This is a genomic window from Stenotrophomonas sp. GD03680 (genome assembly GCF_029844625.1).
Classification (GTDB): Bacteria; Pseudomonadota; Gammaproteobacteria; order Xanthomonadales; family Xanthomonadaceae; genus Stenotrophomonas; species Stenotrophomonas maltophilia_P.
Window position 1 is genome coordinate 243916 of sequence record NZ_JAOCKC010000002.1, and the last position, 25033, is coordinate 268948.

Consider the following 25033-nt stretch of genomic DNA (forward strand, 5'->3'; position numbering starts at 1 on the left):
GGCGGTTTCGCAATTGCAGCACGTGCAGGCGTGCCAGAACGCGTTCTCGCTGCCGAAGGGCTGGCAGGTGCAGGCCGCTGGCGAGCAGCGCTGGCTGCTGAAAGGCACCGGCGAGCGCCCGCTGCAGGTCATCCTGCGGTGCGTTACCGATCTGGGTGACAGGCTTGAAGATCCTGTGGTCACCGCCGAGCTGGGGCCGCTGGAGCCGAAACGGATGAGCGTGCAGTCCGCGTTCTGGGGCAACGCCGTGGATTCCGGTTACCCGATGCACGCCTTTCAACGGCGCATCGTGCCCGGCACCGAAGTGCAGGAAATCGCCGAGCTCCCGCGCGCTGACCGCTCCAACCCCACCGCACCGCACGGCCTGCTGATGCTGCGCTGGGACGAGGAAGACCCCTCACATATTCAACAACGCGAGGCGTTCATCGCCACGCTGACGCAGAGCCTTGAAGCGCCGGGCGCTGCGAAAAACACCACTGGAACGGCACCATGACCAACATCCATAACGACAAGATCCTCATCCTCGATTTCGGCGCGCAGTACACGCAGCTGATTGCCCGCCGCATCCGCGAGCTGGGCGTCTACTGCGAAATCTGGGCGTGGGACCACAACCCGGCCGAGATCGCCGGCTTCGGCGCCAAGGGCATCATCCTGTCCGGTGGCCCGGAATCGACCACGCTGCCGGGCGCCCCGGCCGCACCGCAGGAAGTGTTCGACAGCGGCCTGCCGATCTTCGGCATCTGCTACGGCATGCAGACTCTGGCGGCCCAGCTGGGCGGTGCCACCGAAGCCGCTGACCAGCGCGAGTTCGGCCACGCCGAAGTGAACGTGATCAACCCGGATGCACTGTTCAAGGGCCTGAGCGACCACGGCGGCGAGCCGAAGCTGAATGTCTGGATGAGCCACGGCGACCACGTCTCCGTTGCGCCGCCGGGCTTCACCATCACCGCCACCACCGACCGCATTCCGGTGGCCGCCATGGCCAACGAAGAAAAGCGCTGGTACGGCGTGCAGTTCCACCCGGAAGTGACCCACACCCTGCAGGGCCAGGCGCTGCTGCGCCGCTTCGTGGTGGACGTGTGCGGCTGCCAGACCCTGTGGACCGCCGCCAACATCATCGACGACCAGATCGCCCGCGTGCGCGAACAGGTGGGCGATGACGAAGTGATCCTGGGCCTGTCCGGCGGCGTCGATTCGTCCGTGGTGGCTGCGCTGCTGCACAAGGCCATCGGCGAGAAGCTGACCTGCGTGTTTGTGGATACCGGCCTGCTGCGCTGGCAGGAAGGCGACCAGGTGATGGCGATGTTCGCCGAGCACATGGGCGTGAAGGTGGTGCGCGTGAATGCCGCCGACCGCTACTTCAAGGCGCTGGAAGGCGTGAGCGACCCGGAAGCCAAGCGCAAGATCATCGGCAACCTGTTCGTTGAGATCTTCGACGAAGAGTCGAACAAGCTGAGCAACGCCAAGTGGCTGGCGCAGGGCACCATCTACCCGGACGTGATCGAGTCGGCCGGCAGCAAGACTGGCAAGGCGCATGTGATCAAGAGCCACCACAACGTGGGCGGCCTGCCGGAGCACATGAAGCTGGGCCTGGTGGAACCGCTGCGCGAGCTGTTCAAGGACGAAGTGCGCCGCCTGGGCGTCGAGCTGGGCCTGCCGCGCACCATGGTCTACCGCCATCCGTTCCCGGGCCCGGGCCTGGGCGTGCGCATTCTGGGTGAAGTGAAGCCGGAATACGCCGAACTGCTGGCCAAGGCCGATGCCATTTTCATTGATGAGCTGCGCAAGGCGGACCTGTACGACAAGACCAGCCAGGCGTTTGCCGTGTTCCTGCCGGTGAAGTCGGTGGGCGTGGTGGGCGATGCGCGCGCTTATGAGTGGGTGATTGCGCTGCGGGCCGTGGAGACGATCGACTTCATGACGGCGCATTGGGCGCATCTGCCGTATGAGTTCCTGGGTACGGTGAGCAACCGGATCATCAATGAGCTGCGGGGGGTGTCGCGGGTGGTTTATGACATCTCGGGGAAGCCGCCGGCTACTATTGAGTGGGAGTGAGTTGAAAGAACGAGGGCGCCGAGAGGCGCCCTTGTTGCATGGGGAGCTTGCTCACGCGTCCACGCTGCGAGTCTTATGGCGCAATATGGATCCCATAGAACCTCGGCTGGAAAGAACTTCTGAACTCCGAAGAGCTTTTCCTGTTTGATCTAGGAGGGGGTGCACTTCTAGCTTATTGTATGATCGTGCAACCGCGCCCAAAAGGCCTGGTTATTGGCAGCTTCGTCTTATAGGGGGTCGTAGTGCAGGACAAAATGGAAGAATCTCGCTATCAGAAGTATTCTGAGGAAGATATCGCGAGAATGTCGATGCGGGACCGGGAACTGAAGGAATTTCGCGACCTCATTGGAAGGCGCGAGCAAGAGTTCGAGGCCCAGCGCGCAAAGTTCATGGAAGAACAGCTACAGCGAGAGCGGCAATTCCAGCGTGAGTTTGAAGAGCGGGAGAGGCTATTTACAGATCGCGAAAAGAAGGTGGTGGATCGGCAGCGAGATTTTGAACGGAACTTTTCAAAGAGGGAAGCAGAATTAGAAGCGCTGAGAGATCATCTGCAGTTCGAGATTTCGAGCAGAGAGGCAAGGCTTCAACAGGCGCTAGTTGAGTTTGAACAAGAGAAGAGTCGCTATAAAGAGGAAAATCTCAAGCGTGTAGAAGCAACGTCAAGGAGCTATGTATCTGAGGCGCTTGATTTGCTTGAAAAAAAGGAGGGTCAGTTTCATTTCATATCCAAGCTTTGGGGAGGCATTGGAGCGATTGGGCTAATTGGTGGTCTTGCATTTTTCGTTTATATAAGCTTGACTTCGGCGATGACGGTTTCCGCTGACATTACGTGGCCATTCCTGGCATTCTCTGTTTTCAAGGGTCTGATTTCTGTGGCATTAGTGGCAGGCTTGGCTAAGTATGCTTTTCTATTCAGTAGTTACTACATGCAGGAGTCTCTGAAGAATGCAGATCGCCGGCATGCCATCAATTTCGGAAAGTTTTATCTAGAGTCTTATGGGGCGGCAGCAGAATGGTCGCAGGTTAAAGAGGCCTTCGAACATTGGAATATATCTGAGTCGAATGCATTTACCCGCGCTGACACCTCGCTTCCAGATATCTCGGTATTGGAGAAGTCTGTCGCTTTTGTTGAGCGAATTGGGAGGGCGCTTCCAAAGGCTCCCGTGAACGGTAGTGGTGCATGACAAGTCTGAAAAAGTCTGTATGCGAATAACAAGTATATGAAATCGCTGCTTTTCGCATAAGGCGCTCGTAGTTTGCTGGCGCCGCCGAGCAGCCATCCCAATCGCAGGACATCATGCGACCCCAAGCCGAATTCCGTCTGCCATCAGGTTGGAGCTAGGCGACGTTTCAGATCCTATTTCTTGGGCCGGTTATATGTCGAATTGCTAGTGGAACTTGGTCCCTATAACATGGAGTTGCACAAGGAAAAGCGCTCCATATAGGTGCTTTGTCAATAGTTCGTGTAACCGGACGTAGTGGTCCAGCCATCGCGTAGCTGCGCTTCCAACGAAAATTATGATTAGCCGAAGAGATCTAAAGAAAGTGCATGAGGAGGCGGTTCTTCGCCAATTCGCGTCTCATCTTGAGAAGTATGATGCCTGTCTGGAAGTCTTAGAGAGGCCAGATCCACCAGAAGCAATCGTAAATTTGAACGGCGAAAGGACTTGGATTGAGATTACCGACGCATTCCTTGACATAAAGCATGCGATCGCGCTGACTTCTGGCGCCGCTGATGACGTGGATCACATCCCTGATGACGGCAGACTTGTTATTGATCCAGATGCAATGTTCTCAAAGGTTCTGCACACTGTCATTGGGGCAAAGTACGACAAGGCGTCGATGTGCTCAATCGCTGCAGATTTCGGTCCAGGCATCTTGCTCGTCGGAGTCTTTTCCCCTTTCACTAATGCTGAGTCCGTGGCTAACGGTGAGGCCTCCGCAGTTGCCGAACTGATCTCAAGTAAGTCGGCCCAAGTATTCAACGCCATCTATGCTTACGACGGTACCGGTGAGAGATCATTTCATTTGTTGTATCGCCGAGAAGCATAGCAATTCATTCAAGCCGAAGTTGCTTCGCTGAGCGAACTAATTGCAGAATTCCAAACGACAGTTCCTGGTCAGAAGTAGAGGCGCGGGCTTCAGACAGCGCGGCCAATAATTCTGGAGTCCGTTTTTGACCGATTCGGACATCGCATGTCTATGCTTACTTGAGAAATCCAGTTCCCTCAAGGGCTAGCGATTACTCGCAGGTCAACGTCCGCAATATCACGCAGGTACATGTAACTAGTGCCAAGCACGGTCATCACACTATCTGTAACTCTAGCGGCAGAGATAGCGGGCTGCACGATAAAAAAGCTCATTCGCATTTCAATATCCCGCGCTTTGAGCCTCAAGATGTCGATCTGCGGCGGCGTGCCTTTCAGCAGTCGTTGGGTGCCGCTTCCTTCGCCAGCGCTGTAACGCTCCAGCAGGCGCTGGAAGAGCGCCGGGCCCTTATGGAGCCATTTCGCAGACCTGCTTGCCTGCCCAGCTACCACATACGCATCATCTACACGTGCTCCAGGTTGTTGGCCGCTGCCGCAGTATTTGCAGTGATAGAGATCAACCGCGATGTGATCGGGTGCTTCCCGGATCGCGACAAGGTCAGCAATCTCACCGGCGCCGTCATCGTTGAAGATGATGTCGTAGCTATCGAAAATCTTCTGAAGTGTGAAGCCTTGGACCGAATCGAAGTCCGCGGGATGGGCCATCGACTCCCTATGGATGTTGGTGCTTCCCCAATCCCAGGTCGATAGAAGAGTGGACGGCAGCGGGACGTTAAGCGCAGCGTGGGTGAAGTAGCGATAGTCGCCAATGAGGATGGAGCCGTCAGCCTGTAGTAATCGCATACGCTCGCGATCCAGGTAATCATTGAGATCGTGCTCTTTACTGCCAATAAGCAGAGTGGCGCGGTCGCTCGAATAGCGGTAGCCATCACTCTCAAGGCGGATTCGAATGGTTGTTAGGGCCCGTTCTTCGCCGTTGGACGAGATGGCCGACAGCGCAATGGCAAGCGTGTCATCACTTTCCCTGACCGGTTGTCCCAGTTTGGTGTTCAGCAATGGGTAGGATTCCCCATTGACGGTGATCGCGCAGCGCCCTTCGGTTTCGACACCCAGCGCATCCGGCCAGTCGGCGAAGAAGATTCCGTCCGGCCAACGGCCGCTAAGCTTCTCCGCCCGCATGACATTTCGAAGAATGGCGGCTGTATCGATTGCGGAATTATTGATCTTCGAGGCGACGATATCGCACCAACGCACCCAATCGTCAATGGTGCCGGAATCCATCTTCCAGAGCTTGCCTTTGGCCGAACAACCTGCGGTAGTGCTTTCTCCGTCTGCATGTCCAACGCCGAAAATGTTGGATTTGATAGACCGGCCACTCTCAAGATCGTCCATGACCCGGTTAACGTCTTGCCCAACGTGCATGGTAAACCTTACGTCACGACCAGATCTGCTAAGGCCAACGTTCTGTAGCTTAAGTCGGTTGATTCCATGCATGATGCGAAAGACGTCGTCGCCGCTAATGCGTCGTGCAGACGGTGCAACAAGAGCTTGGAAGCGCGAGGTTTGCCGCTCGTCTCCAGTGCACGAGATGAAAAGGGTTGAGTCGCTTTGCCGGTAGTAGGCGAGATATAGGTGCCAAGTTGAGCCATAGATGGACTCGCTTTTCGCCCAGGCAATGGGAGCTTTCTCACGGGAAACAGCGATTACAATCGACCCGTCGTCACTCACTGAGTGCAACTGAAGCGCCTCGCTCGGCGACCCTAGGCCTTTTGCGGCATGGGGGCGCCAGTTCGATCTCGTCAGGCGGTAAGCGAGGCAACTGATGTTAGGTGCTGGATTAAGGGCCGCGATCTTCGCTCCCTCAGAATCTCCTTCGAACCTTGATTCAAATTCTTGGCGCCGCAGCTCTCGTCCGATGCGCTCAGTACTGACTTCACGAATGATCAAGCTCCAGTCCGCGCTTTCTTCAAAGAGGCGCTTCATGGGGCTGTCCGAACGCTGGTTAGCGATATTGGCGACGAACTTTGCGGTTCCCAGGCGTGTATCCGTTCGGGTCAGGCGACCGATAAATTGCAGTGTGACCGCTGGGCTTTGATGCTGATCGTGGATTGCGGCGATCTTTAACTCGGGCAGATCAAAGCCCTCGCCGAACATGTCAACGCAGACTACGATACGGCTTTGACGGGTTCGTATGCGCTCTAGATCCCGCTCCTTGGTTCTATTGTTCTTGCTGTGGATGATAACTGGATCAAATTCCGGCCCCAGTTCCCGATACACCTCAATGATCCGATTAGCCTTAGATATCGTGGCGCATCGCGCCATGAGAATGTGATCGAAACCTTCTTCCAGGTCGTTGGTTAGCAGATCAACGGCTTTGGCGGCGATGGTTCGATCAATTTCGCTGGTTAGATACTCGCGAACAGGAAAGAAATCAATCTTCTGAAAGTAGTTGTCTCGCTGCGCTTGGCTCAGGCTATAGTTGAAGATGATCTTGCCTTCTAACCGTTGCTGGTCGAGGCGGAATGGCGTCGCAGTGAAGTAGATGGCTGGTTTGGAGCCGAATGCATTTCGAATGCGCCCCCACGTCATGGCGGCAACGTGATGAGCCTCGTCAAAGATGAGGTGACTGAAGTGCGCTGAAAAGGCTTTCAGTTCGTTGTCATCTAGTTGGGCCAATGCGGCAGGCGTCGCGATGGTGACGTTGGAGGCTTCGATGGCTTGCACGTCGACTGCAGCATTGCGACCATCGATGCGATGGACGATCGGTGAAAGAACGTCGTCTGAAATCGCATTGATGGTCCGTAGACGTTGCAAGCTGGCCAATCGATCACCTATTTGGGTGCGAAGCGCATCAGATGGCACGATCAGCAGTGTGCGTCGGAACCGACCGGCTATGATGATTGCGAAGATCGTGTCCGTTTTTCCGGTGCCGGTAGGCATAACAACGGTCCCTGGCACTTCGGGATCGGAGTCCAGATGGGAAAAAACAGCAAATGCAGCAGCGCGTTGAGGCTTCCGAAATCCGGTAAACCCATTGGCTGGCCCTTCTACCGCGAAATTTAGGGTGTGTTCGGCCCAACTTTGGTAAACCACGTTCTCGCGGCAAAAATCGACATCAACATCCATTGATTTCCTCCAGTGAAGCCGACTTCCATCTGTCTTCCGCCCGTCTCGCTGAGGACGGTCACTCTAAGCTACCATTCTGCCAGTTGATCATGGAGTCGGAAGTGGGAAGAGCATAATTCTTGGCCGCCGCCCGCGAAAGGTGAGCGTCAAACCTGTGGCGCATAGGGAGAGGTTATGCCTGCGTTATGAAGGGCTGAGTTTGGGAGTGTCTGTTCTTGGCCGAAAACGGACACCGGGTTCGTCAGCAGGCATCCAAGTGGCGAAGGGAAACTACTCCGGCCTAACCTCCCGACAAGCCCACTCAACCAACCCTCGGCAAGCCAGAAACAACCCATCCACCACCCCCTCATCCAAATGCCGCTCCGGGTCAACCGCCACCCGGCATCGATCCGCGGCGTGCAGCACCTCCAGCACCGTCAGCGCCCCCACCATCGCGCGCTCACTCCTGGCGAGGCTGACGCGGCGCCCGGGTGATACATCGTTCTCCGGCCAAGGCAGCCCGTCCGCGCCTTCGCAGCGACGGATGCGCTTGAGGATGCCAATGAGGGAGTTGAGGTCGGGCGGCGGGGTGTCGTCGTTGATGGGCTCAACGGCGGTATACGAGGAGAAGTTCTCGGAATCGTTCATGCTGTCGGCTTCCCTGGCTGTGCTTAACAGCGCCACCGCGAAGAGGGTGGCGGACGGTGCGGGTTCCAAACCGGGACAGACAGTTGTCAGAAGACCGGCGGGTCCGGAGACCCCCACGCACCGCCCGCCATAAAGGCCGACGGATTACCCGCCGGCACCGGTTTAAGACGGTGCCGACGGGTAAGCGTAAACAACTCTCTGTCTCGGGTTTGGACGCCCGGCCACCCGTTGTCGGTGGCGCGCCATGGTGTTTACGCCGTCGCTCCGAATGCCAATAGAAATTCCCGAAGAAATCGCACGAATCGAGAGCGAAGAACTATTGTGGCACGCACCATTCGTGCAGCACGCGACATCGCCAGACGCATTCGCGCAGTCACCCTGCTGATTGCGAATCAAACTGGCGTAATCGCCCATGCCGCAAGCGAATAGCGCGACAGCCTTCTTAACATCCCTTTCGGCTCAAAATCGGCTGGCGTCGCTGCCCGATCACCCGCGCACCTCAAAAAGCGGTTCAATCACGACACGGCCAGCAGGCATCGCACCCTCAACCAACGCCGTCCTCAGCTTCGGCCGCATTCCCCACCAGCAACTCAATCATCGCCCGCGCCGCCGCCGACTGCCGCCGATGCGGCGCATAGATCACCGAGAACGGCCGTGACCGCCCCCGCAGCTGCGGCAGCACCTCCACCAGCTGCCCACGCTGCAACCGCTCGCGCACGATGAACTCATAGCTCTGGCAGATGCCGATGCCCTGTTCGGCCAGCGACACCACGCCCAGCACATCGTCGGAGGTCTCGATGGACGAACGCGGCAGCCAGTCCACGTCGCGCCCGTCGTCACGGAAGATCCACGGCGCCAGCCGCCCGGTACGCGGCATAACGAAGGGCAGGCACAGGTGCTGCTGCAGGTCGTCCAGCGTCTGCGGCGTGCCACGGCGTTGCAGGTAGTCCGGCGCGGCCACCAGCAGCAGCGGCGCGTCTTCCAGCTTCCGCCCCACCAGCCCGCTGTCCGGCAGCTGGCCCAGGCGGATGGCCAGGTCGAAGCCTTCGGCCACCAGGTCCACGTTGCGGTTGGTGATGTTCAGTTCCACCTGCACCTGCGGGTACTGCTGCGCAAAGCGCGCCAGCACGGGCGGCAGCCGGTAGTGGCCATACGTGGTCGGCACGCTCAGGCGCACGCGGCCGGCCAGCGCACCGTCCTGGGCCAGTACGTCGCGCTCGGCGTCGTCCAGCAGGCCAAAGGCCGTGCGCACCTGTTCCCGATAGAGCCGCCCGGCGTCGGTCAGGCCCACGCGGCGGGTGGTCCGCTGCAGCAGCTGCCGGCCCAGCCGCGCTTCCAGACGGGTGACCGCGCGGCTCAATACCGACGGCGTGGTGGACAGCGCCACTGCGCCCGCCGTGAACGAGCCGTGCTCCACCACCGCCAGGAACACCTCCACATCGCCCAGATAGTCGAACTTGCGGCTCATTTGGCTCTCCGGGGAACAGATGTTTTGCGATGTGGCCAATTTATCGCCGCTGGGGCGATGAATAAAGTGGCCGCCATTCCCCGATAGGAGCTACCCCATGAACCTGATGACCCGGCTGGCCGCAGCGCTGGCCCTGACCCTGGCCGCCAGCGGCGCGCAGGCCGCCAACGTGCTGGTGGTGCTGTCCGACGAAAACCACCTGGACCTGAAGGACGGCAAGGTGCTGTCCACCGGCTTCTATCTCAACGAGCTGATGCAGCCGGTCAAGCTGCTGCTGGACGCCGGCCACGAGGTGACCTTCGCCACGCCGCAGGGGCGGGCGCCGACGGTGGATGCGTCCTCGGTGACGCCCGCGTACTTCGGCGACGATGCCGCGCAATTGAAGCTGCACAAGGATCTGCTGGACAAGCTGGCCTTGACCTCGCCGACCACCTCACCGGTGGTCAGCCTGGCGCGCATCGAGCAGCAGGGTTACGCGCGCTTCGATGCGGTCTACATTCCCGGTGGCCACGCGCCGATGCAGGACCTGCTGAAGAGCCCGGCGCTGGGCCGGCTGCTGGCCGACTTCCACCAGCGCAGCAAAACCACCGCGCTGGTCTGCCACGGGCCGATCGCGCTGCTGTCCACACTGCCGGATGCAGCGGGTTTTGTGGCAAAGCTGGACGCGGGTGCGACGCCGGCCACGCCGAAGTGGATCTACAGCGGCTACCGGATGACGGTGATCAGCAACCAGGAAGAAGAACAGGCCAAGCCGCTGCTGGGCGGCGGCGAGATGAAGTTCTACCCGCAGACCGCGTTGCAGCGGGCCGGCGCAAAGTTCAGCAGCAACACCACGCCGTGGACCGGCCATGTGGTGGGGGACCGCGAGCTGATTACCGGGCAGAACCCGGCCTCGGCGCTGGAAGTGGGGCAGCGGCTGCTTGAACGGTTGAAGTAAGCCGGTTGATTGGGTGTGTGATGGCCGGCGTGGCACCATGGCGGATTGGCCTCGCGGGTTCTGGCGAGGCCCTTTGCCAGGGAAGCCCTCGACACGACATGCGAACGTCCTTCTTCATTCTTTCCGCTCTGTGCCTGGGCCTGCTGTCCGGGTGCGCCAGTGGCCCGGAGCAGCACACCTCGATCCGTGAAATCACCGGTGCCTTCGTGGCCGACGATGGCCAGCTGTACCTGCTGCCGCGCTACGACGAACCGATGCGCTTCGATGCCGCGCCGTTCCGTGACTACCGCGCCCTGATGGACAGCCCGCTGCGCGAGGCGGTGGTGTGCGCGCAGATGTACTTCCACGAGGATTGGCGCGACCCAGCCAACAAGGCCAAGGTGCATGGCAGCTACGCGCTGCTGCTGCGGCCGGAGCAGGTGACGCCGCAACAGGCGTTGCAGTTCAGGCTGGAACGGATTGACGTCACACCGCGAGAAGCCAAGGTGGTCGATGAGCGCGCGCGCTACTACCTGCCGCTGGAGCGGAGCCGTTACTCGCTGGCCTTTGATCGCGCCTGCGACCTTTCAAAGAAGGGCGGCAGCTATTACAGCGCCTTGTTCGAGGGCGATGGCGAGCGCGTGCAGTTGCCGCACGCTGCGGCGCTGGCGGAGAAGGCGGCGCTGGCGCAGCCGATCAACGCGCGCGCCGAGCGTATCCTGCCGGAGCGGGAGGACGGGCCGGGCGTGGGGTCAGCGGCGGGCAAGGTGCTGGGCGCCGCTTTGATTCCTGTGGCGGTTCCGGTGTTTGTGTTGAGCCTGCCGTTTCTGGGGCCGGATCACTGGAAGTGATGGGTTGAGGGGGAGCATCTTCGCCCCGCGTGAATCTACCGCTGATGGCCTGTCAGGTGGAGGCGCTCAGGCCTCCACCTCTACAGCGTGCTCAACGCTGGCGACGGACTGCAGTCGGGCCCTGAAGTAGGCGGCAACCTGCGGATCGGTCGCGTAGACGTAGCAGCCCTTCATCCCTCGGGTCATCAAGGTGCGGTAGGTGTTCTTGATGATGGTGTCCGCGAGTTCAGCGGCGTGGGCGGGATGAGCCTTTGACAGCTTCACGAAACCCTTCATGGTTTTGTCGTGCCGGTCCCGCGCGCGCGGCACGGTCTTGAGCGCGCCGTCCTGCATGACGAGGTCCGGCCCGATGATCACCCCGATGTAGTCCACTTCCAGACCCTGGCAGGTATGGATGCATCCCACCTGGTCGATCGAGTCCGGCGAGATGATCCAGAGGCTTCCGTCGTCATTGAGGTTCCATTGGCGCTGGTAGCTGCCGATGACAATGTCCATCTCCTTGCTGTTCTTCTTGCTGTTCCAAGGCCAGCAGTAGCCGGCCACAACGCGCGCACGGTTGCCGGTGTTCCTCGCTTCGATGGCGGCATGCAGCGCGGACGGATCATCGAATACCTGGAAGTCGTAGCTGTTCTCGTCCAGCGTTGTGTTTGCGGTGGGCCGGATCTGCAGTACATCGTCCAGCCACGCCAGATAGCCGTCTGAACCCGCGCAACGGAACTGCGAAGACAGTACGTATTCCTCCACCATCGCTCCACGGGCAATCGCGAAGTCCCGGATGGCCTCTTTGGTGCCGACATCCTTCAGCGTGACGCGCTGGTCTTCATCGATGAAGAACACACTGCATAGTGCGGCATTTATCAGTTCCTGGATCTGGTGCGTGCCCAGGTTTCCATAGAACCCGCTCTTCTCGGTAAGGCGGTGTGCCTCGTCCACGACCAAAACGTCATACGCGTTCTGTGCCGACTCGGTAAAGGAGCCGGACCCGCCGAAAAGATGCACCAGATGGGCGTTCTCGGGCTTCTGGATGAGCGTGTTGCTGTAGACGGCGCGAGGTGCCGCATTCTTGGAGATGTACTTGACGGTCAACCCATCGCGAAGCGCGGCAAGAAGATTCACCGCGACAATCGACTTGCCCGTGCCCGGGCCACCCTCAACAATGACGACACGGGGCTTTCCGCTGGCGTGCGCTTGGGCACACGCGGCCTTGGCGGCTTCAAATACCTGCTTCTGCTCATCAAGCAGCGCAAAGGCACTATTTCCCCTCAACAGCCGATGCACATCGTCGGCGAGCGCCTTGGAAGGGCGGATTCGCCCATTCTCCAGCTCGGCAAGCACGGACGCGCCATCGCCTTTGCTGGTGTGCTGACTGATGAAGCCACGCAGCTTTTCGAGGTCCCAGGTGCTCTTCAGGAAGAGCGGGGCACGTTCGATGTAGGGCTGATAGTGGGGCGAATCGATCACACCGTCCGGCACATAGTTGTGCAGGTAGGCGCAGGGGTGGAGCTGGAGTTTTCCTTCATGGACCGCTTCGTTGAAGCCTTCCAGGAACGCAGCATAGGACCACGCCTGATAGCTGGGGTGAACGAGAGACTGCCCTTCGCGAAGCTCCACGATGGCGTCGCGTTTGGTCGGCTTGATGGCGGACCATTGCTTGAGCTCGACGATGATGACGTGGGGCGAGCCGTCCTCGGAGCGACCGGTCAGGACGACGTCGATGCGCTTCTTCGACTGGGGAAGAATGAACTCCACGGCCACACCGATGTCATCGGGAATGGAGTGATGGGTGAGTGCACGCGCGACGTACCGAAGCGACTCGCGCCAGGAACGGATCTCGGACTCGCCTACGTCGCCCTTCGTCGCCGCCTTGAAGCTGGCGCGGATGACCTCCTCGATCTCCTCGTCGTTGCATTGGCGAAGGAAGGACGCCTTGTCTGCCTGGTAGACGATCATGGCTGCGACAGCTTGTTGTACTTGGTGCTGACGCCCCGCGAGAGGTCCACCGGGTACTTGGCGGCATTGGTGGCCAGCTTGCTGCTGACGGCTTCGTTCAGATCGATGCCGAGCACGTCCGACAGCCGGATGAGGTACAGGGCTACATCGGCAACTTCATCGCGTACGGCCTTGGCGGTGGTTTCCGAAGTCGCCGCCTTGAACGAGTCGGCCTCTGTCATCCACTGGAAGATCTCGTTCAGCTCTCCAACTTCGCCGGAAAGGGCCATGACAAGATTCTTGGGGGAGTGAAACTGGGCCCAGTCACGGGCTTCGGCGAACTCCCTGAGCGCTTGGGCAGCGCCCCGAACCTCGACAAGAGGGTTTTCCATGGCATGGCCTTATACGACAGGGTTTGGCCAATTCTACCCATGCCAGTGGGGCGTAAGCGACATTTCGGCCTTGATTCCCCTGCAATCAACAAGGGCGCCAATGGGCGCCCTTGTTGGTGATGCGATCAGGCGATGATTGCCCGTCCCGGCATCAGCCCCGACACCTCGGCCTGCCCCCTGCCACACAGCTGGCCTGCCAGTGCTGCCAGGCCTCGGCATCGATACTGGCCTTCAGTGCAATGGCCTGCAGCTCCGCCCAGTCTTTCGGTGAAGGCGCGGCCAGCAGCCCGCGCATGAAGGCCTGCATCTTCGCCTCACCCACCTGCTTTTCCAGCGAAAGTAGCAGCAACGGACCATAGACGTAGCGATACATCTCGCCCAGGTCCGAGTGGCCATCGACGGCATCAAGCGCCGGCAGCGGCGTATCGAGCGCATCGACGGTGGCCTGCAACCTTGCAACATAGTGGTCCGCCGCAGCGTCACCACTGATCTGACGCAGCGCCTTGATCGACAGGAATTCGGCGCTGGATTCCAGCAGCACCCAGTAGTACGGCCCCTGCGGCCGGTTGAGCGTGCCGAAGTAGTAGTGGCCCATTTCGTGCGCGATGTACTGCACGCGCCGTTCGGCCTGTTCACCGCCGGCCAGCAGCGAATCGGCCACGTTGCCGATGCTGCCGCTCATGGCGATGGTCGGCCAGGTGGCAAAGCCCCATTCGCTGCCGTCGCGGTCGCGCTCGGCCTGGTTGAGCGTGACCATGCGCAGGAAGGTGGGGCGGTCGGCCAGCGGCACGCCCATGTAGCGCGCGTGCACGTCGGCCACCTGCTGCACGACGCGGGACAGCGCGTCGACCTTGGGCGTGGGCAGGCTCTCGTTGAGGAGGGTGACCTGCGCGGTGTGGGTGATCGGGCCGCTGCCACCGAACAGCAGGATGGGCCGCGCGTTGTCGCTGCGAAAGCGGCCCTGCGTGCCTTCGATGGCGGGGCTGCCATTGAGGTACAGGAAGCGGCAGCCGCGGCAGTCCACCTGCAGGTCGTAGCGGCTTTCGCTGCCGCGCACGCGGGCCTTGGGGTCGAACGCCTGAGGCAGCCATGCAGACTGCTCGGTAAAACGGGCGCTGTCGCCGTTGAAGGCCATCATGCCTTTGAAGTCGCCCATGGCATCGTGCTTCGGGTACAGCGGGAACGCGCCCACGTACTGCACGCAGAGCGTGGCCGTGGGCTCGGCCAGAGTGTAGACGCGCGCCTCGCCATCCACGCCCGGGTCGTACCAGCCATCGAATCCGACCGGCTTGCCCTCGTCATCGGTGACCCGTGCGACGTTCAGACCGGCATTGAGCACGAAGTGGCCCTGTGCGTCGGCGGGGCGATTGGACAGGCATGCATCGCCCTCCACGCGGCCACTGGCGATATCCAGGCGCACACTGCCAGTGGTGAGCGGCGTTGCCAGCTGCTCGGGCGATGCGGCTTGGCTGAGGGAAGGAGCGAGCAGTGCGGCGAGGGCCGCCGGCAGCAGGGCCTTGCTGGGGTTCATCGAGCCATCCTTGGGTGGATGGCGCCGACTATAGAGCCAATATGAATTCCTGCCGAGAGGGGCGCATCCACGCGTGGCGTGCAGTTGCGGAGCTACACTGGCCCCCTGCACGTGATGGAAGCTCGCCCATGTTGAACGGAAAGGTCGCGGTGGTCACCGGTTCCACCAGTGGTATTGGCCTTGGCATCGCCACGGCGTTGGCGCGACAGGGCGCCGACATCGTGCTGAATGGCTTCGGCGATGCGGCGCAGATCGAGAGCCTCCGCGCCAACCTCGAAGCGGAGTTCGGTGTGCGGGTGGCGCATGACGGCGCCGATCTGTCCCGGGGCGAGGCTGTACGGAACATGATCGCCAACGCCGTTGCGAGGATGGGCCGTATCGACATCCTGGTGAACAACGCGGGCATCCAGCACACCGCACCGATCGAGGAATTTCCCGTCGAGAAGTGGGACGCGATCCTGGCGCTGAATCTCTCGGCGGTGTTCCATGCCACGGCGGCGGCCTTGCTCCACATGAAGCAGCAGGGCGCCGGCCGCATCATCAACATCGCCTCGGCGCATGGGCTGGTGGGCTCGGTGAACAAGTCGGCCTATGTGGCGGCCAAGCACGGCGTGGTGGGGTTCACCAAGGTGACCGCGCTGGAGAATGCCGGCACCGGCATCACCGCCAATGCCCTCTGCCCGGGGTGGGTGCGCACGGCGCTGGTGGAGCAGCAGATCACCGCGTTGGCCAAGCGCGAGGGCATCGATCAGGAGTCTGCCGCGCGTGCGCTGCTGGCCGAAAAGCAGCCCTCGTTGCAGTTCGTCACCCCCGAGCAGCTGGGAGAAATGGTGGTGTTCCTTTCCTCGGACGCCGCCGCCCAGATCACCGGCACAGCGTTGCCGGTGGATGGGGGCTGGACCGCGCGCTAGCAGCGGGAACCCTGATCAAAGCGGGGATGGGATAGGACTGCCAGCTGGATGGTGGGTTCAGTCCCGCTGGATTCGGCGCAACCACGTGTCCCACGATTCAAGCCGCACTTGGGGTGACGTTCCGCGTTCGTAATCGTGGCGTTTGCGGCTCTCTTCCAGGTCATTCTGGGTTCTCCCGCCGATGATCACCGGGCGGATGTTGATGTCCTTATCGGGATCGACCTCAAGAGGGGCTTCGGGGCCGAGAAATGCATTGTGGAGCGAACTTCCGCGCTCGGCTTCCGCGCGGATACGGTGCAGCTCGCAGCGGATGGGCTCCGGGTTGCGATAGAACAATCCGAGGCGGTTGCGGAGCTGGCCTGCGGCTTCCAGTACCTTGTGGTTGAATTCCTGGTAGTGGTTGCTGTTGACGAGGTTGAATTCGGCTCCCTTGACCTCGATCAGGATGACGTCCATGCGCGAGCGACCGGTGAACACGGCGAAATCCACATAGCCGTCGCCAAAGGGAAATTCTGAAAAGCAGATGTACTCGTCATCTGGTGAGGTGAACGCTTCGGCGACAATCGATAGATCGCTCTTGAGCAAGCGTTGGAGCTCGCGTTCACCACTTCCAGCCTCGACGAGTGCGCGCACAGAGGAGCGCGAGATCATGCCGTCTGCTATCTCCAGCTTGCGCTTGATGACTTCGGGAGACTCGGGCCAGGGTGAACCATCAAATCGCCTTGTGGAGAGCCTGAGCGTTTCGGTCCTGCCGACGATTCGCTTGTTGTGTTCGGTACGGTCTTCAAGCTCTTCCGGACTACAACCCAGAAGGGCAATTGCAGCCTCTCTCGAGATCGACTGCCAGTTGACCCCTGGAGAGACTCGCACCTGGTCAAAGGTGTCTTGCTCCGGGTCAGGTCTCTCATAGTGTTCGATATAAACGGTCGCACCGAGGGCCAGCCCGCTGTCCTCGATTCGCTCCACGATCGTTTCAATGGCATTGGTAACGGACCGCCCGTTGTTGCATGGGCCAAGATCCGTGATGAGAACGCGCGGGCCGTCATCCCCGGAGAATACCCGTAGGCGGCACATGCCTTTGGATTGCGGGTGGTAGTCGCCTGCGTAGCTGAGTACCGTATCTACAATCTTCATTCTGCAATTGCTCTCGCTCCTCCATGGAGTGTCAACAATGTGCGTCTTATGTTTGGCACACAATCGGGGATTCCCTTACAGATTTCACCAATGAGGACGACAGTTGGGAATCAACGGCCAGGGATACTCAGTCGATCCAGTCACTGGACCGGCTGTGCACGCCGCTGCAACATCGGCAGCGCCACCAGCGTAACGAGGATGGTGAACAGCACCAGCGACGAGCCGACCGTTCCGAAGCCCAGCCCACCCTTTTCCAGCGGCTTGGTGAGCAGGTCGCCGAAGGTGGCGCCGAACGGGCGGGTGAGCACGAAGGCGATCCAGAACAGGATGACCCGGTTGATGCCCTTGATGCGGCTGGCCAGTGCAGTGAGCGCGATGAGGCTGCCGATCAGCAGTGCGCCGCCGGTGAAGCCCAGCCCGGAATCGTCCGCAAGGAAGTCGCCCAGCGCGGTGCCGAGCGTGTTGGAGAACAGCACGGCGGTCCAGTAGAAGCCTTCGGCGCGGCGCGATGCGATGTTGCTGACCGAGATCGACTTCTCTGACATGCGCCAGGCCAGCAGCACCAGCGCCAGGCAGCCGGCCAGCAGGCTGGCGCCGGTGGCGTAGCCCAGCCCCAGGGTGCGGTCGAGCAGGTCGGACATTGTGGTTCCTGCGGTGCTGGTGGCCAGCACCACCGACCAGAACAGCACTGGGTGAAAGCGCCGTGCAGACAGCTGCAGGGCCAACAGGCCGGCAAAGACCGTCAGCAGGATGGCCGAGCTGGCCACGTAGCCCAGGTTGAGCGTCATCGACAGCAGGTCGCCGGCGGTCTCGCCGAGGGTGGTGGCGGCGATCTTCATCACCCAGAAGCCGAGCGTGACCGCCGCCACTTTGCTGTGCAGGGAATCTGCGTCTGAAGCACGCATCGAACGTCGCCTGGGGAGCCTGCCAGTGATGCTGTGTTGCGCGGCGTCGGAGTGCAGTCGGAACCGGGTTCGGCGAGAGTGAGCGTGGGGGCGGCGTTCAGCCCACGCTGGCCGGGGCCGAAAGGCGCGCCAGCAGCGCGTCCCAGTCGGCCACGAAACAGCCCTCGCGGCCGCGATTGCACTCGGTGATCCACGCATCCAGCGATTCGCTCTGTGCGCGGTAGGTGCTGACATCGCCCAGTACGGCGAAGTGCAGGCGGTAGTTCACCAGCATCTGCAGCCATTGCCCGGCCATGCCGGAGCGCAGCTCGAAGAAGTCCGGAGAGAGGCGTTGCACCGGAATGGCGATCCACTCGGCCTGATGCCCAAGGGCGTCGCCGACCAGGTCGCGCAGGCCGTTGGCATCGAGTGTCGGGCCCTGCGGCGCGATGCGCAGGAGACGGATGGTGCCGATGTACTCAATGGAATCATTCATGCTGGAGGCTCTGCAGTCGACGCAGCCGGGCGAGGATGTCTTCGCGCAGGCCGGGGATGTAGTGGTAGGCGTCTGCCAGCAGGGTGACGTCCGCCGTCGGGACGAGCCGTTTCATGCGTTCGGCGGCGGCAGGGGTGTCGATGAGGGCATCACGCGCGCCCATGACAAGGGCTGCCGGTGGATGCAACGTAGCCAAGCGCTCGTCGCTGATGCGGGGAATGCGCAGCGGACGTGGCCGGACCTCGGCACGGATCAATGCCAACAGGTCGAGCAGCGGCTGCGCACGTGCAGGTGCATGCAGTGGATCGGGGCCCATGACCGCACGGCGCAGGCGCTCGCGCCCCCATCGGCCAAGCAGCAACAGTGGGAGCGCCTTGAGCAGGAATGCACGCTGGCGCCCGATACCCGAGGGGCTGACCAGAACCAGTGCGTTAACCCGGGCAGGCCTTCGCAACGCGTAATCCATTGCCAGGAATCCGCCGAACGACAGGCCCACGAATGCAGCGCTTTCCACGCCGAGTGCGTCGAGGACATCATCCAGCCATTGCGCATGCGCATCGCTGTCCAGCGCAGGTTGCGTGCCTTCGCTGAGACCCGGTTCGCCAATGATGTCGACGGCATGCACGCGGTAGTACTCGCTCCAACGTGCGGCATCGAACATCCAGCTGGCGGCATTGCTGAGGGTGCCATGCAGCAGCACCAGGGCAGGGCCGTGTTCGGGGCCGCAGCTGACCACAAATGTCGAACCGGCGCGGGTGGCGAGATGGTGCGATTCGTGTGGTACCGGCCAGTCCGAAAGCACCTGGCGGTAGGCGGCAAGTACGCGCTGCGTGGGAATGCCGGGGCGGCGCCGCTTCATGCGCTGTGGTCCTGCAGCAGACGCTGCAGGCTGACCAGCAGCGCCGCGGAACCTACCAGGCCACCGATCACGATCAGCTTGAGCACATCGTGCTCGGGCGAATAGATCGTCTCCATGCGCAGCGGCTCATCGTCGGCCTCGCGGCCGGTGACGCGTGCATGCAGGGCACGGACCAGGTCGGCGGCACGTGCCGCACCGCATCCGGGAATATCCACCACCGTGGTCAGCTGTGGGCGCGCAGCGGAGGGCTCACGCACGGTGCCGGTGAACACGTCGAGGTCTTCAGCGGTGATGCGATAGGACTTGCCGATGCGGGTCGCGCGCAGTTGGCCGCTACGGATATGCCGAAGGACGGTTTTGGGATGCAGGCTGAGCTGCTGGGCAGCCTGTTCGACGGTTAGCAACGCGGGGGACGTATCGGAACTCGAGAACCATGTGCTCCCTATTGTTCCATATAATGTAATTATTGGGATCGATTGGGAGTTTTGCCGAGGCGGCGACAGGGGGCATCTCCCGGGTGCCGCCTGCGCGGGCAGCCATCCCGACGACTACGCTGGCTTGGCAAACACGTCCAGTCCCTTGCCGGTCTCCAGCAACGATTTCAGGCTGGACAGCACGATCGGCCAGCCCTGGCGGATGCCGGTATCCATGCCGCTGCCGGGTTCCAGATCGTCGTGGGTGACGGTCAGCCGCACCATGTCCTGGTAGGGCACGATCTCGAAGGTGACGCGGCTGTAGCTGTCCGGGTTGTCGGCCTGCGAGGCCGCGGCCCAGGTGATGACCAGTCGCGAGGGTGGGGTGCTTTCCACCACTTCGCCGACCAGCTCGACCGAGCGCGTGTCGTTGGCGCGCACGTGCTGCCAGCGCGAGCCGGGTTTCCAGTCCGAGACGTTCTCGTGGCCCCAGTAGCGGCGGGCGATCTCGGGCCGGGTGATGGCCTCGAACACCTTCTGTGGCGTGGAGGCGATGTAGATCACGTGGATGAAGCGGGTGGACGCTGCGGACATCGTCATTCTCCTTCCAGTTCTCGTTTCAGGTCATGCAGCAGGCTCAGGCGCTGCTGCTCGAACTTGCGTACCCAGCGCTCGTAGACGTCATGCAGCGGCACCGGGTTGATGAAGTGCAGCTTCTCGCGGCCACGACGCACCGTGCTGATGAGGTTGGCGTCTTCCAGCAGGCCCAGGTGCTGGGTGACCGATTGCCGGGCCATGTCCAGGTGTTCGCACAGCTGGCCCAACGTCTGGCCGTTGTCTGCGCAGAGCAGGTCCAGCAGCGTCCTGCGCGTGGGGTCGGCCAGGGCCTTGAACACCTTGTCTGCATCCATGGCGGACAGAATAGGCAGGTAAATACCTGCATGTCAACCGCCGTCGGTGGATCGGCTCACGACCTCCCACTGGTCGATGCGGCTGGACATGGCCTGCAGCTTGTCACGCACACGTTGCACGGCATCGCTGCCCAGCAACAGGTGGCTGGGCGGTGCGTCGCTGTTGATGATCTTCAGCATGGCCTGCGCCGCCTTTTCCGGATCGCCCAGCTGATGACCGCTCTTGGCCTCGCGCGTACTGCGGATGGGGTCGAACAAGGCGTCGTAATCCCCAATGCTGCGCGGTGCACGCACCATCGAACGGCCGGCCCAGTCGGTGCGGAACGATCCCGGCGCAACGGCCGTGACGTGGATGCCGAACGCGGCCACTTCCTGGCCCAGCACCTCGCTGATGCCCTCCAGTGCGAACTTGCTGCCGCAGTACCAGGCGATGCCGGGCAGGGTGATGAAGCCGCCCATCGAGGTGATGTTGAGGATGTGACCACGGCGGCGCGCGCGCATGTGCGGCAGCACGGCCTTGATGAGCGCGGCGGGGCCGAACACGTTGACCTCGAACTGGTGGCGCAGTTCGTCCAGCGTGGATTCCTCGAGGATGCCTTCGTGGCCATAGCCGGCGTTGTTGACCAGCACGTCGATGGCGCCGATGCCGCTTTCGATGGCATCGACCAGCGCGTCGATGGAGGCGTGGTCGGTGACGTCCAGCAGGCGGCCGAACGCGCGGCCGGGGGCGAGGGATTCAAACGCCTGGCGGGCCGGTTCGTTGCGCACGGTACCGACCACGCGGTGGCCGGCCTGCAGGGCCTGTTCGGCGAGGGCGCGGCCGAAGCCGCTGCTGACGCCGGTGATGAGCAGCAGACGGGAGGGGGACATGGTGATGGCCTCATGGAAAGCGGGCTTGCACAGTAGTGCTTGTGGGGGATGCCCTACAGGCCTAAGCTTCGGCCGATCTTGCCTATTCCTCTGAGGTGTGCGGTGCGGTCTGGCGATGATCCGGTGCAGCAGGATGCGCAGGCGCGCATGGTGGGGCTGCTGCAGGCGTTGGCGCCGGAGGAGGGCTACACGCTCACCGCCGTGCCGGGCGTACGCCTGCTGCGCTCGAACCGGCCGCTGGCGCGCACGCCGGTGCTGTACGACCCGGGCATCGTGATCGTCTGCCAGGGCGTCAAGCGCGGCTACCTGGGCGGGCAGGTCTACCAGTACGACGCGCAGCACTACCTGGCGGTGTCGGTGCCGGTGCCGTTCACCATGGAAACCGACGCGTCGGCGGAGGCGCCGTTGCTGGCGATCTACCTGCACCTGGACCTGCAACTGGCGGCGGAGCTGTTGCTTGCGCTGGACGCGCATGAGGCGCCGGGGCAGACACACGCGCGCAGCATGATGGCCAGCCCGATGGACCCGCCGATGCAGGCCACGGTGATACGGCTGCTGCATGCGCTGGGCGACACGCGGGAAGCGGCGGTGCTGGGCACGGCGCTGGTGCGCGAGGTGTACTTCCGCGTGCTGACCGGCGCGCAGGGCGCTGCGATGCGCGAGGCGCTGGCCATGCGCGGCCGTTTCGGCAGCATCGGCCGGGCATTGCGGCAGATCCATGCGGCCTATGCCACGGCGCTGGACGTGGCACACCTGGCGGCGGAGGCGGGGATGAGCGTGGCGACCTTCCACGATCACTTCCGTGACGTCACCGGCACTTCGCCCATGCAGTACGTGAAGTCCACGCGCCTGCACCAGGCGCGGTTGCTGATGCTGCGCCAGGGGATGACCGCCGAAGCGGCGTCGCTGGCGGTGGGGTATGCCAGCCCGTCGCAGTTCAACCGGGAGTTCAAGCGTCTGTTCGGCCTGCCGCCGGCGGCGGAAGTGGCGCGGATGCGGCGCAGCTTCGCGGTGCCACCCGCGCCAGCCGGTGCGCTGTATGTGTCTTCCCACTGAACGGCGCGGGTCGGCCCGTTGACAGGCTATCTACCTACTAGTAGGTTTGCGCCCATGAAAGAGTCGCTGTCCCCGAAGGCGCTGGAGATCCTGGCGCAGGCCCGTTCCCTGCTGGAAGCCGGTGGTTACAACGGTTTCAGCTACGCGGACGTGTCCGCGCGGGTGAACATCAGCAAGGCCAGCATCCATCACCACTTCCCCAGCAAGGCCGATCTGGTGCGCACGGTGGTGGTGCTGTACCGGGCCGAGGCGCGCGAGGGACTGGCGCTGCTGGACCGGCAGCTGGGTGATCCGCTGCTGGAGCTCAACGCCTATGTCGATTACTGGTCCAGCTGCATTGCCGGCGGAACGGCGTCGTTCTGCATCTGCGCGATGCTGGCCGCGGAAGCACCGATGATCCCGGTGGAGATTGCCGAGGAGGTGCGCGGCCACTTCGAGGACCTGACCGAGTGGCTGACCCGCACCCTGCAGAAGGGCGCTGCGCAGGGGCAGCTGCGCCTGCAGGGCCCGGCGGACGACGAAGCCAAGGCGTTCATGGCGTCCGTGCACGGTGCGATGCTGGCGGCGCGGGGGTTTGGCGATGCGGCGACCTTCGCGGCCCTGGCGCGGCTGGCGATCGCGCGGGTGAGCGCCGCCTGAGAACTGTATGCGGAAGGCCTGCGGCAACGCGGGTCTTCTTTTTGCCCACCATGCCTACCTACTAGTAGGTTTGTTTAATCCCAACGGAGCACTCCCATGCCACACCCGCTGTCCGCCCTCGGCGTCATCCACACTGCCGTCAGCCTGCTTCCCATCGTGGCCGGTCTCTATGGCTTCGTCCGCCACCGCGCCATCGATCCGGCCACGCGTGCCGGCAAGCTCTACCTGCTGGGCCTGGTGTTGTCGGTGGCAACCTCGTTCACCGTGTCCAGCACGGGCGGACTCAATCCCGGCCACGCCTTTGGCGTGATCGTGCTGCTGGTTGCTTTCGGCGGCGTGCTAGCCGCGCGCCTGCGCTTCCTGGGGCGGGCGGCGCGGTATCTGTCCACCTTCGCGTTGTCGTTCAGTTTCCTGCTGTCGCTGGTGCCGGGCGTGAATGAAACGCTGACCCGCATCCCGGTGGCACATCCGATTGCGGCCGCGCCGATGGCTCCGGTCGTGCTGCAGACCTTGCTGGGGTGTTTCGTGGTGTTCGTGCTCGGTTTCATCGCACAGTGCTGGCGGATGCGTGGCCGCCGCTGAGAACAGGCGCTGCGGCTGCTCAGTCTGCCAGCGGCGGCGGCGCGTCTTCGCCATAGGTGGCGTAGGCGCTGCCGCAGGTGGCCACCGCAGCGGCCGCCGCGGGCAGGCCGGTAGCGCGGATGCCGCGCCGCGTATCGCGGTCGAATATTTCCGCGTAGCGTTCTGCGGCCAGCGCGTCATCAGGCAGCACATACAGCAGCACGCGCTGCAGGGTTGACTGGCCCTCCAGGGGCTGCGGCGTGCGGAACGCCGGTACCTGCACGCGGGCGCCGTGCCAGCGCATCGGCTCGCTGCTGGTCTGCCAGCGGACCTGCAAGGGCTGATCGAGCGGAAGCAGAGCGGCGCCGTCAGGGTAGCCATAGGCGGTGCAGTCCGCGGGTGGCGTCGGGATGTTGGCGATGGCGCCGTCACCGATGTCCAGCGTGAGGCCATTGACCTCCATCCGCACGATGGGCGCGCCGCCGTAGTTGTGGACCTTGAACAGCACCAGGCCTTCGAAGCGGCTGCGCTCCAGATCCTCTCCGGTAGTGCCGCTGAGGCGTGCGAGCGCGGGCGCGACCTCCACATGATCGCGGTAGTGGTAATAGAGGTGCACCAATTCCGGCGTGCCCGGGCGCCTCCATGACGCGTTGAAGGGCGCAAGGTCCGGATAGGGGCGGCGCAGCAGGGGCACGTCGGTGACGGCACGATCTCCGGAGGGCGTGGCGTAGCGGTAGTGGTCCACCGAGCGCTTCAGGCGCCCGTCTTCATACGGGAATGCCCTGTCTGCATCGGACTGCGCGTTGGGATAGCGGTGGAAGGTGATGAAACGTTCGGGCGTGTCGCCCTGCATGGGCAGGTCCGGGCCAGCGCCGGAGCCGGTGGATGCATACGGCGAGGTGTCCAGCCACAGCGGTTGCCCGCTGAGATTGACGTGCAGTTCCGCGATGGCGGCACGCGAGCCGCCGGCGAAGCTGTCCCAGGTGTTCTGCAGGGAGTGCCACAGCGGAACGATGAGCATGGCTGCGGCGGTGGGCACGAACATCACGGCGTGCACGCGGCCGGGCACCTGGCCACGGTCCCGTACCGTGTAGCGCAGCCACGCCAGCACAAGCACCAGCAGCAACGGTACGCCCACCCAGATCGCCAGGGTGGCCAGCGCCACAACGCCCCAACCCAGATTGGGGGTGGCCACAGCGATGAGCGAAAGGGTGGCGATGAACGCCGCCAGCACCAGCGACACGCCTATCCCGAAGCGGTAGTTCCTGTAAGGGCGGTCAGTCATCACCGTTCCATCGGCCTGCGGGACATGGCGATATCTTGCCGGTCCGATGGCGGAGTGGAAAGGCGGACGTT

25 protein-coding genes are annotated in these 25033 nt (G+C 62.5%); 10 read left to right on the forward strand and 15 right to left on the reverse strand.

All coding sequences use genetic code 11. The annotated features are described in order from the left end of the window. Positions 1-13 precede the first annotated feature (13 nt). The 4 genes from N5J29_RS03505 to N5J29_RS03520 all read left to right on the forward strand — a co-directional run bounded on the left by N5J29_RS03505 (position 14) and on the right by N5J29_RS03520 (position 4107). Positions 14-493: a hypothetical protein gene (locus N5J29_RS03505; protein ID WP_164153017.1), complete on the forward strand. Its 480-nt coding sequence runs from the start codon at positions 14-16 to the stop codon at positions 491-493. Continuing rightward, positions 490-2055, forward strand: a complete 1566-nt coding sequence (guaA, locus tag N5J29_RS03510; RefSeq protein WP_164153014.1) for a glutamine-hydrolyzing GMP synthase — start codon at positions 490-492, stop codon at positions 2053-2055. The genes N5J29_RS03505 and guaA overlap by 4 nt, the downstream gene beginning before the upstream one ends. A gap of 254 nt (positions 2056-2309) precedes the next feature. Then, positions 2310-3239: a hypothetical protein gene (locus tag N5J29_RS03515; protein WP_197622955.1), complete on the forward strand. Its 930-nt coding sequence runs from the start codon at positions 2310-2312 to the stop codon at positions 3237-3239. A 361-nt stretch (positions 3240-3600) separates the two neighbouring features. Further along, positions 3601-4107 carry a hypothetical protein gene (locus tag N5J29_RS03520; RefSeq protein ID WP_164153012.1) on the forward strand — a complete coding sequence of 169 codons (507 nt, stop codon included), beginning with the start codon at positions 3601-3603 and terminating at the stop codon, positions 4105-4107. A 176-nt stretch (positions 4108-4283) separates the two neighbouring features. Here N5J29_RS03520 and N5J29_RS03525 read toward each other — a convergent pair whose 3' ends face one another. From N5J29_RS03525 to N5J29_RS03535, 3 genes are all read right to left on the reverse strand, one after another. Beyond that, positions 4284-7229 (reverse strand): DEAD/DEAH box helicase family protein, encoded by a 2946-nt coding sequence (locus N5J29_RS03525; protein WP_164153011.1) that lies wholly within the window; start codon positions 7227-7229, stop codon positions 4284-4286. 270 nt (positions 7230-7499) lie between these two features. After that, positions 7500-7856 (reverse strand): hypothetical protein, encoded by a 357-nt coding sequence (locus N5J29_RS03530; protein WP_164153010.1) that lies wholly within the window; start codon positions 7854-7856, stop codon positions 7500-7502. A gap of 544 nt (positions 7857-8400) precedes the next feature. Continuing rightward, positions 8401-9324, reverse strand: a complete 924-nt coding sequence (locus tag N5J29_RS03535) for a LysR family transcriptional regulator (RefSeq protein ID WP_164153009.1) — start codon at positions 9322-9324, stop codon at positions 8401-8403. A 97-nt stretch (positions 9325-9421) separates the two neighbouring features. On the opposite strand from N5J29_RS03535, the gene N5J29_RS03540 reads away from it, so the two are divergent. Then, a complete protein-coding gene (locus N5J29_RS03540) occupies positions 9422-10261 on the forward strand; it encodes a type 1 glutamine amidotransferase domain-containing protein (RefSeq protein ID WP_164153008.1) in 840 nt (279 codons plus the stop codon). A gap of 98 nt (positions 10262-10359) precedes the next feature. Next, positions 10360-11091, forward strand: a complete 732-nt coding sequence (locus N5J29_RS03545) for a hypothetical protein (RefSeq protein ID WP_164153007.1) — start codon at positions 10360-10362, stop codon at positions 11089-11091. Positions 11092-11157: 66 nt separating this feature from the next. Here the strand turns inward: N5J29_RS03545 and N5J29_RS03550 are convergent, their stop codons facing one another. From N5J29_RS03550 to N5J29_RS03560, 3 genes are all read right to left on the reverse strand, one after another. Next, positions 11158-13041, reverse strand: a complete 1884-nt coding sequence (locus N5J29_RS03550; protein ID WP_164153006.1) for a DUF2075 domain-containing protein — start codon at positions 13039-13041, stop codon at positions 11158-11160. Further along, positions 13038-13310 (reverse strand): nucleotide pyrophosphohydrolase, encoded by a 273-nt coding sequence (locus N5J29_RS03555; RefSeq protein WP_227255387.1) that lies wholly within the window; start codon positions 13308-13310, stop codon positions 13038-13040. The genes N5J29_RS03550 and N5J29_RS03555 overlap by 4 nt, the downstream gene beginning before the upstream one ends. A 253-nt stretch (positions 13311-13563) precedes the next feature. After that, positions 13564-14943 (reverse strand): M1 family metallopeptidase, encoded by a 1380-nt coding sequence (locus N5J29_RS03560; protein ID WP_164153004.1) that lies wholly within the window; start codon positions 14941-14943, stop codon positions 13564-13566. Between the two features lie 128 nt (positions 14944-15071). On the opposite strand from N5J29_RS03560, the gene N5J29_RS03565 reads away from it, so the two are divergent. Next, positions 15072-15854: a 3-hydroxybutyrate dehydrogenase gene (locus N5J29_RS03565; RefSeq protein ID WP_164153003.1), complete on the forward strand. Its 783-nt coding sequence runs from the start codon at positions 15072-15074 to the stop codon at positions 15852-15854. Positions 15855-15911: 57 nt separating this feature from the next. Here the strand turns inward: N5J29_RS03565 and N5J29_RS03570 are convergent, their stop codons facing one another. The 8 genes from N5J29_RS03570 to N5J29_RS03605 form a co-directional block, all read right to left on the reverse strand. After that, entirely contained in the window at positions 15912-16988 is a 1077-nt protein-coding gene (locus N5J29_RS03570) for a Shedu immune nuclease family protein (protein ID WP_164153002.1), read from the reverse strand. A gap of 140 nt (positions 16989-17128) precedes the next feature. Continuing rightward, on the reverse strand, positions 17129-17893 hold the full coding sequence (locus N5J29_RS03575) for a hypothetical protein (protein ID WP_164153001.1): 765 nt from the start codon (positions 17891-17893) through the stop codon (positions 17129-17131). Between the two features lie 97 nt (positions 17894-17990). Further along, entirely contained in the window at positions 17991-18368 is a 378-nt protein-coding gene (locus N5J29_RS03580; RefSeq protein ID WP_164153000.1) for a DUF4180 domain-containing protein, read from the reverse strand. Then, positions 18361-19227 carry an alpha/beta hydrolase gene (locus N5J29_RS03585; protein WP_164152999.1) on the reverse strand — a complete coding sequence of 289 codons (867 nt, stop codon included), beginning with the start codon at positions 19225-19227 and terminating at the stop codon, positions 18361-18363. The genes N5J29_RS03580 and N5J29_RS03585 overlap by 8 nt, the downstream gene beginning before the upstream one ends. Further along, entirely contained in the window at positions 19224-19631 is a 408-nt protein-coding gene (locus N5J29_RS03590; protein ID WP_239519828.1) for a helix-turn-helix domain-containing protein, read from the reverse strand. Before N5J29_RS03590 ends, N5J29_RS03585 begins: the two co-directional genes overlap by 4 nt. A gap of 144 nt (positions 19632-19775) precedes the next feature. Continuing rightward, positions 19776-20234 carry an SRPBCC family protein gene (locus N5J29_RS03595; protein WP_111186664.1) on the reverse strand — a complete coding sequence of 153 codons (459 nt, stop codon included), beginning with the start codon at positions 20232-20234 and terminating at the stop codon, positions 19776-19778. A gap of 2 nt (positions 20235-20236) precedes the next feature. Continuing rightward, positions 20237-20551 (reverse strand): metalloregulator ArsR/SmtB family transcription factor, encoded by a 315-nt coding sequence (locus N5J29_RS03600; protein ID WP_053517574.1) that lies wholly within the window; start codon positions 20549-20551, stop codon positions 20237-20239. A 33-nt stretch (positions 20552-20584) separates the two neighbouring features. Then, the gene (locus N5J29_RS03605; RefSeq protein WP_164152998.1) at positions 20585-21421 is read right to left on the reverse strand and encodes an oxidoreductase; all 837 of its coding nucleotides are present in this window, start codon (positions 21419-21421) and stop codon (positions 20585-20587) included. 102 nt (positions 21422-21523) lie between these two features. Here N5J29_RS03605 and N5J29_RS03610 point away from each other — a divergent pair, with 102 nt between their 5' ends. From N5J29_RS03610 to N5J29_RS03620, 3 genes are all read left to right on the forward strand, one after another. Then, entirely contained in the window at positions 21524-22477 is a 954-nt protein-coding gene (locus N5J29_RS03610; RefSeq protein WP_239519827.1) for an AraC family transcriptional regulator, read from the forward strand. A gap of 54 nt (positions 22478-22531) precedes the next feature. After that, positions 22532-23116, forward strand: a complete 585-nt coding sequence (locus N5J29_RS03615; protein ID WP_111186666.1) for a TetR/AcrR family transcriptional regulator — start codon at positions 22532-22534, stop codon at positions 23114-23116. Between the two features lie 96 nt (positions 23117-23212). Continuing rightward, a complete protein-coding gene (locus N5J29_RS03620; RefSeq protein ID WP_053517571.1) occupies positions 23213-23698 on the forward strand; it encodes a hypothetical protein in 486 nt (161 codons plus the stop codon). A gap of 19 nt (positions 23699-23717) precedes the next feature. Here N5J29_RS03620 and N5J29_RS03625 read toward each other — a convergent pair whose 3' ends face one another. Then, the gene (locus tag N5J29_RS03625; RefSeq protein WP_164152997.1) at positions 23718-24962 is read right to left on the reverse strand and encodes a hypothetical protein; all 1245 of its coding nucleotides are present in this window, start codon (positions 24960-24962) and stop codon (positions 23718-23720) included. Between the last annotated feature and the right edge of the window lie 71 nt (positions 24963-25033).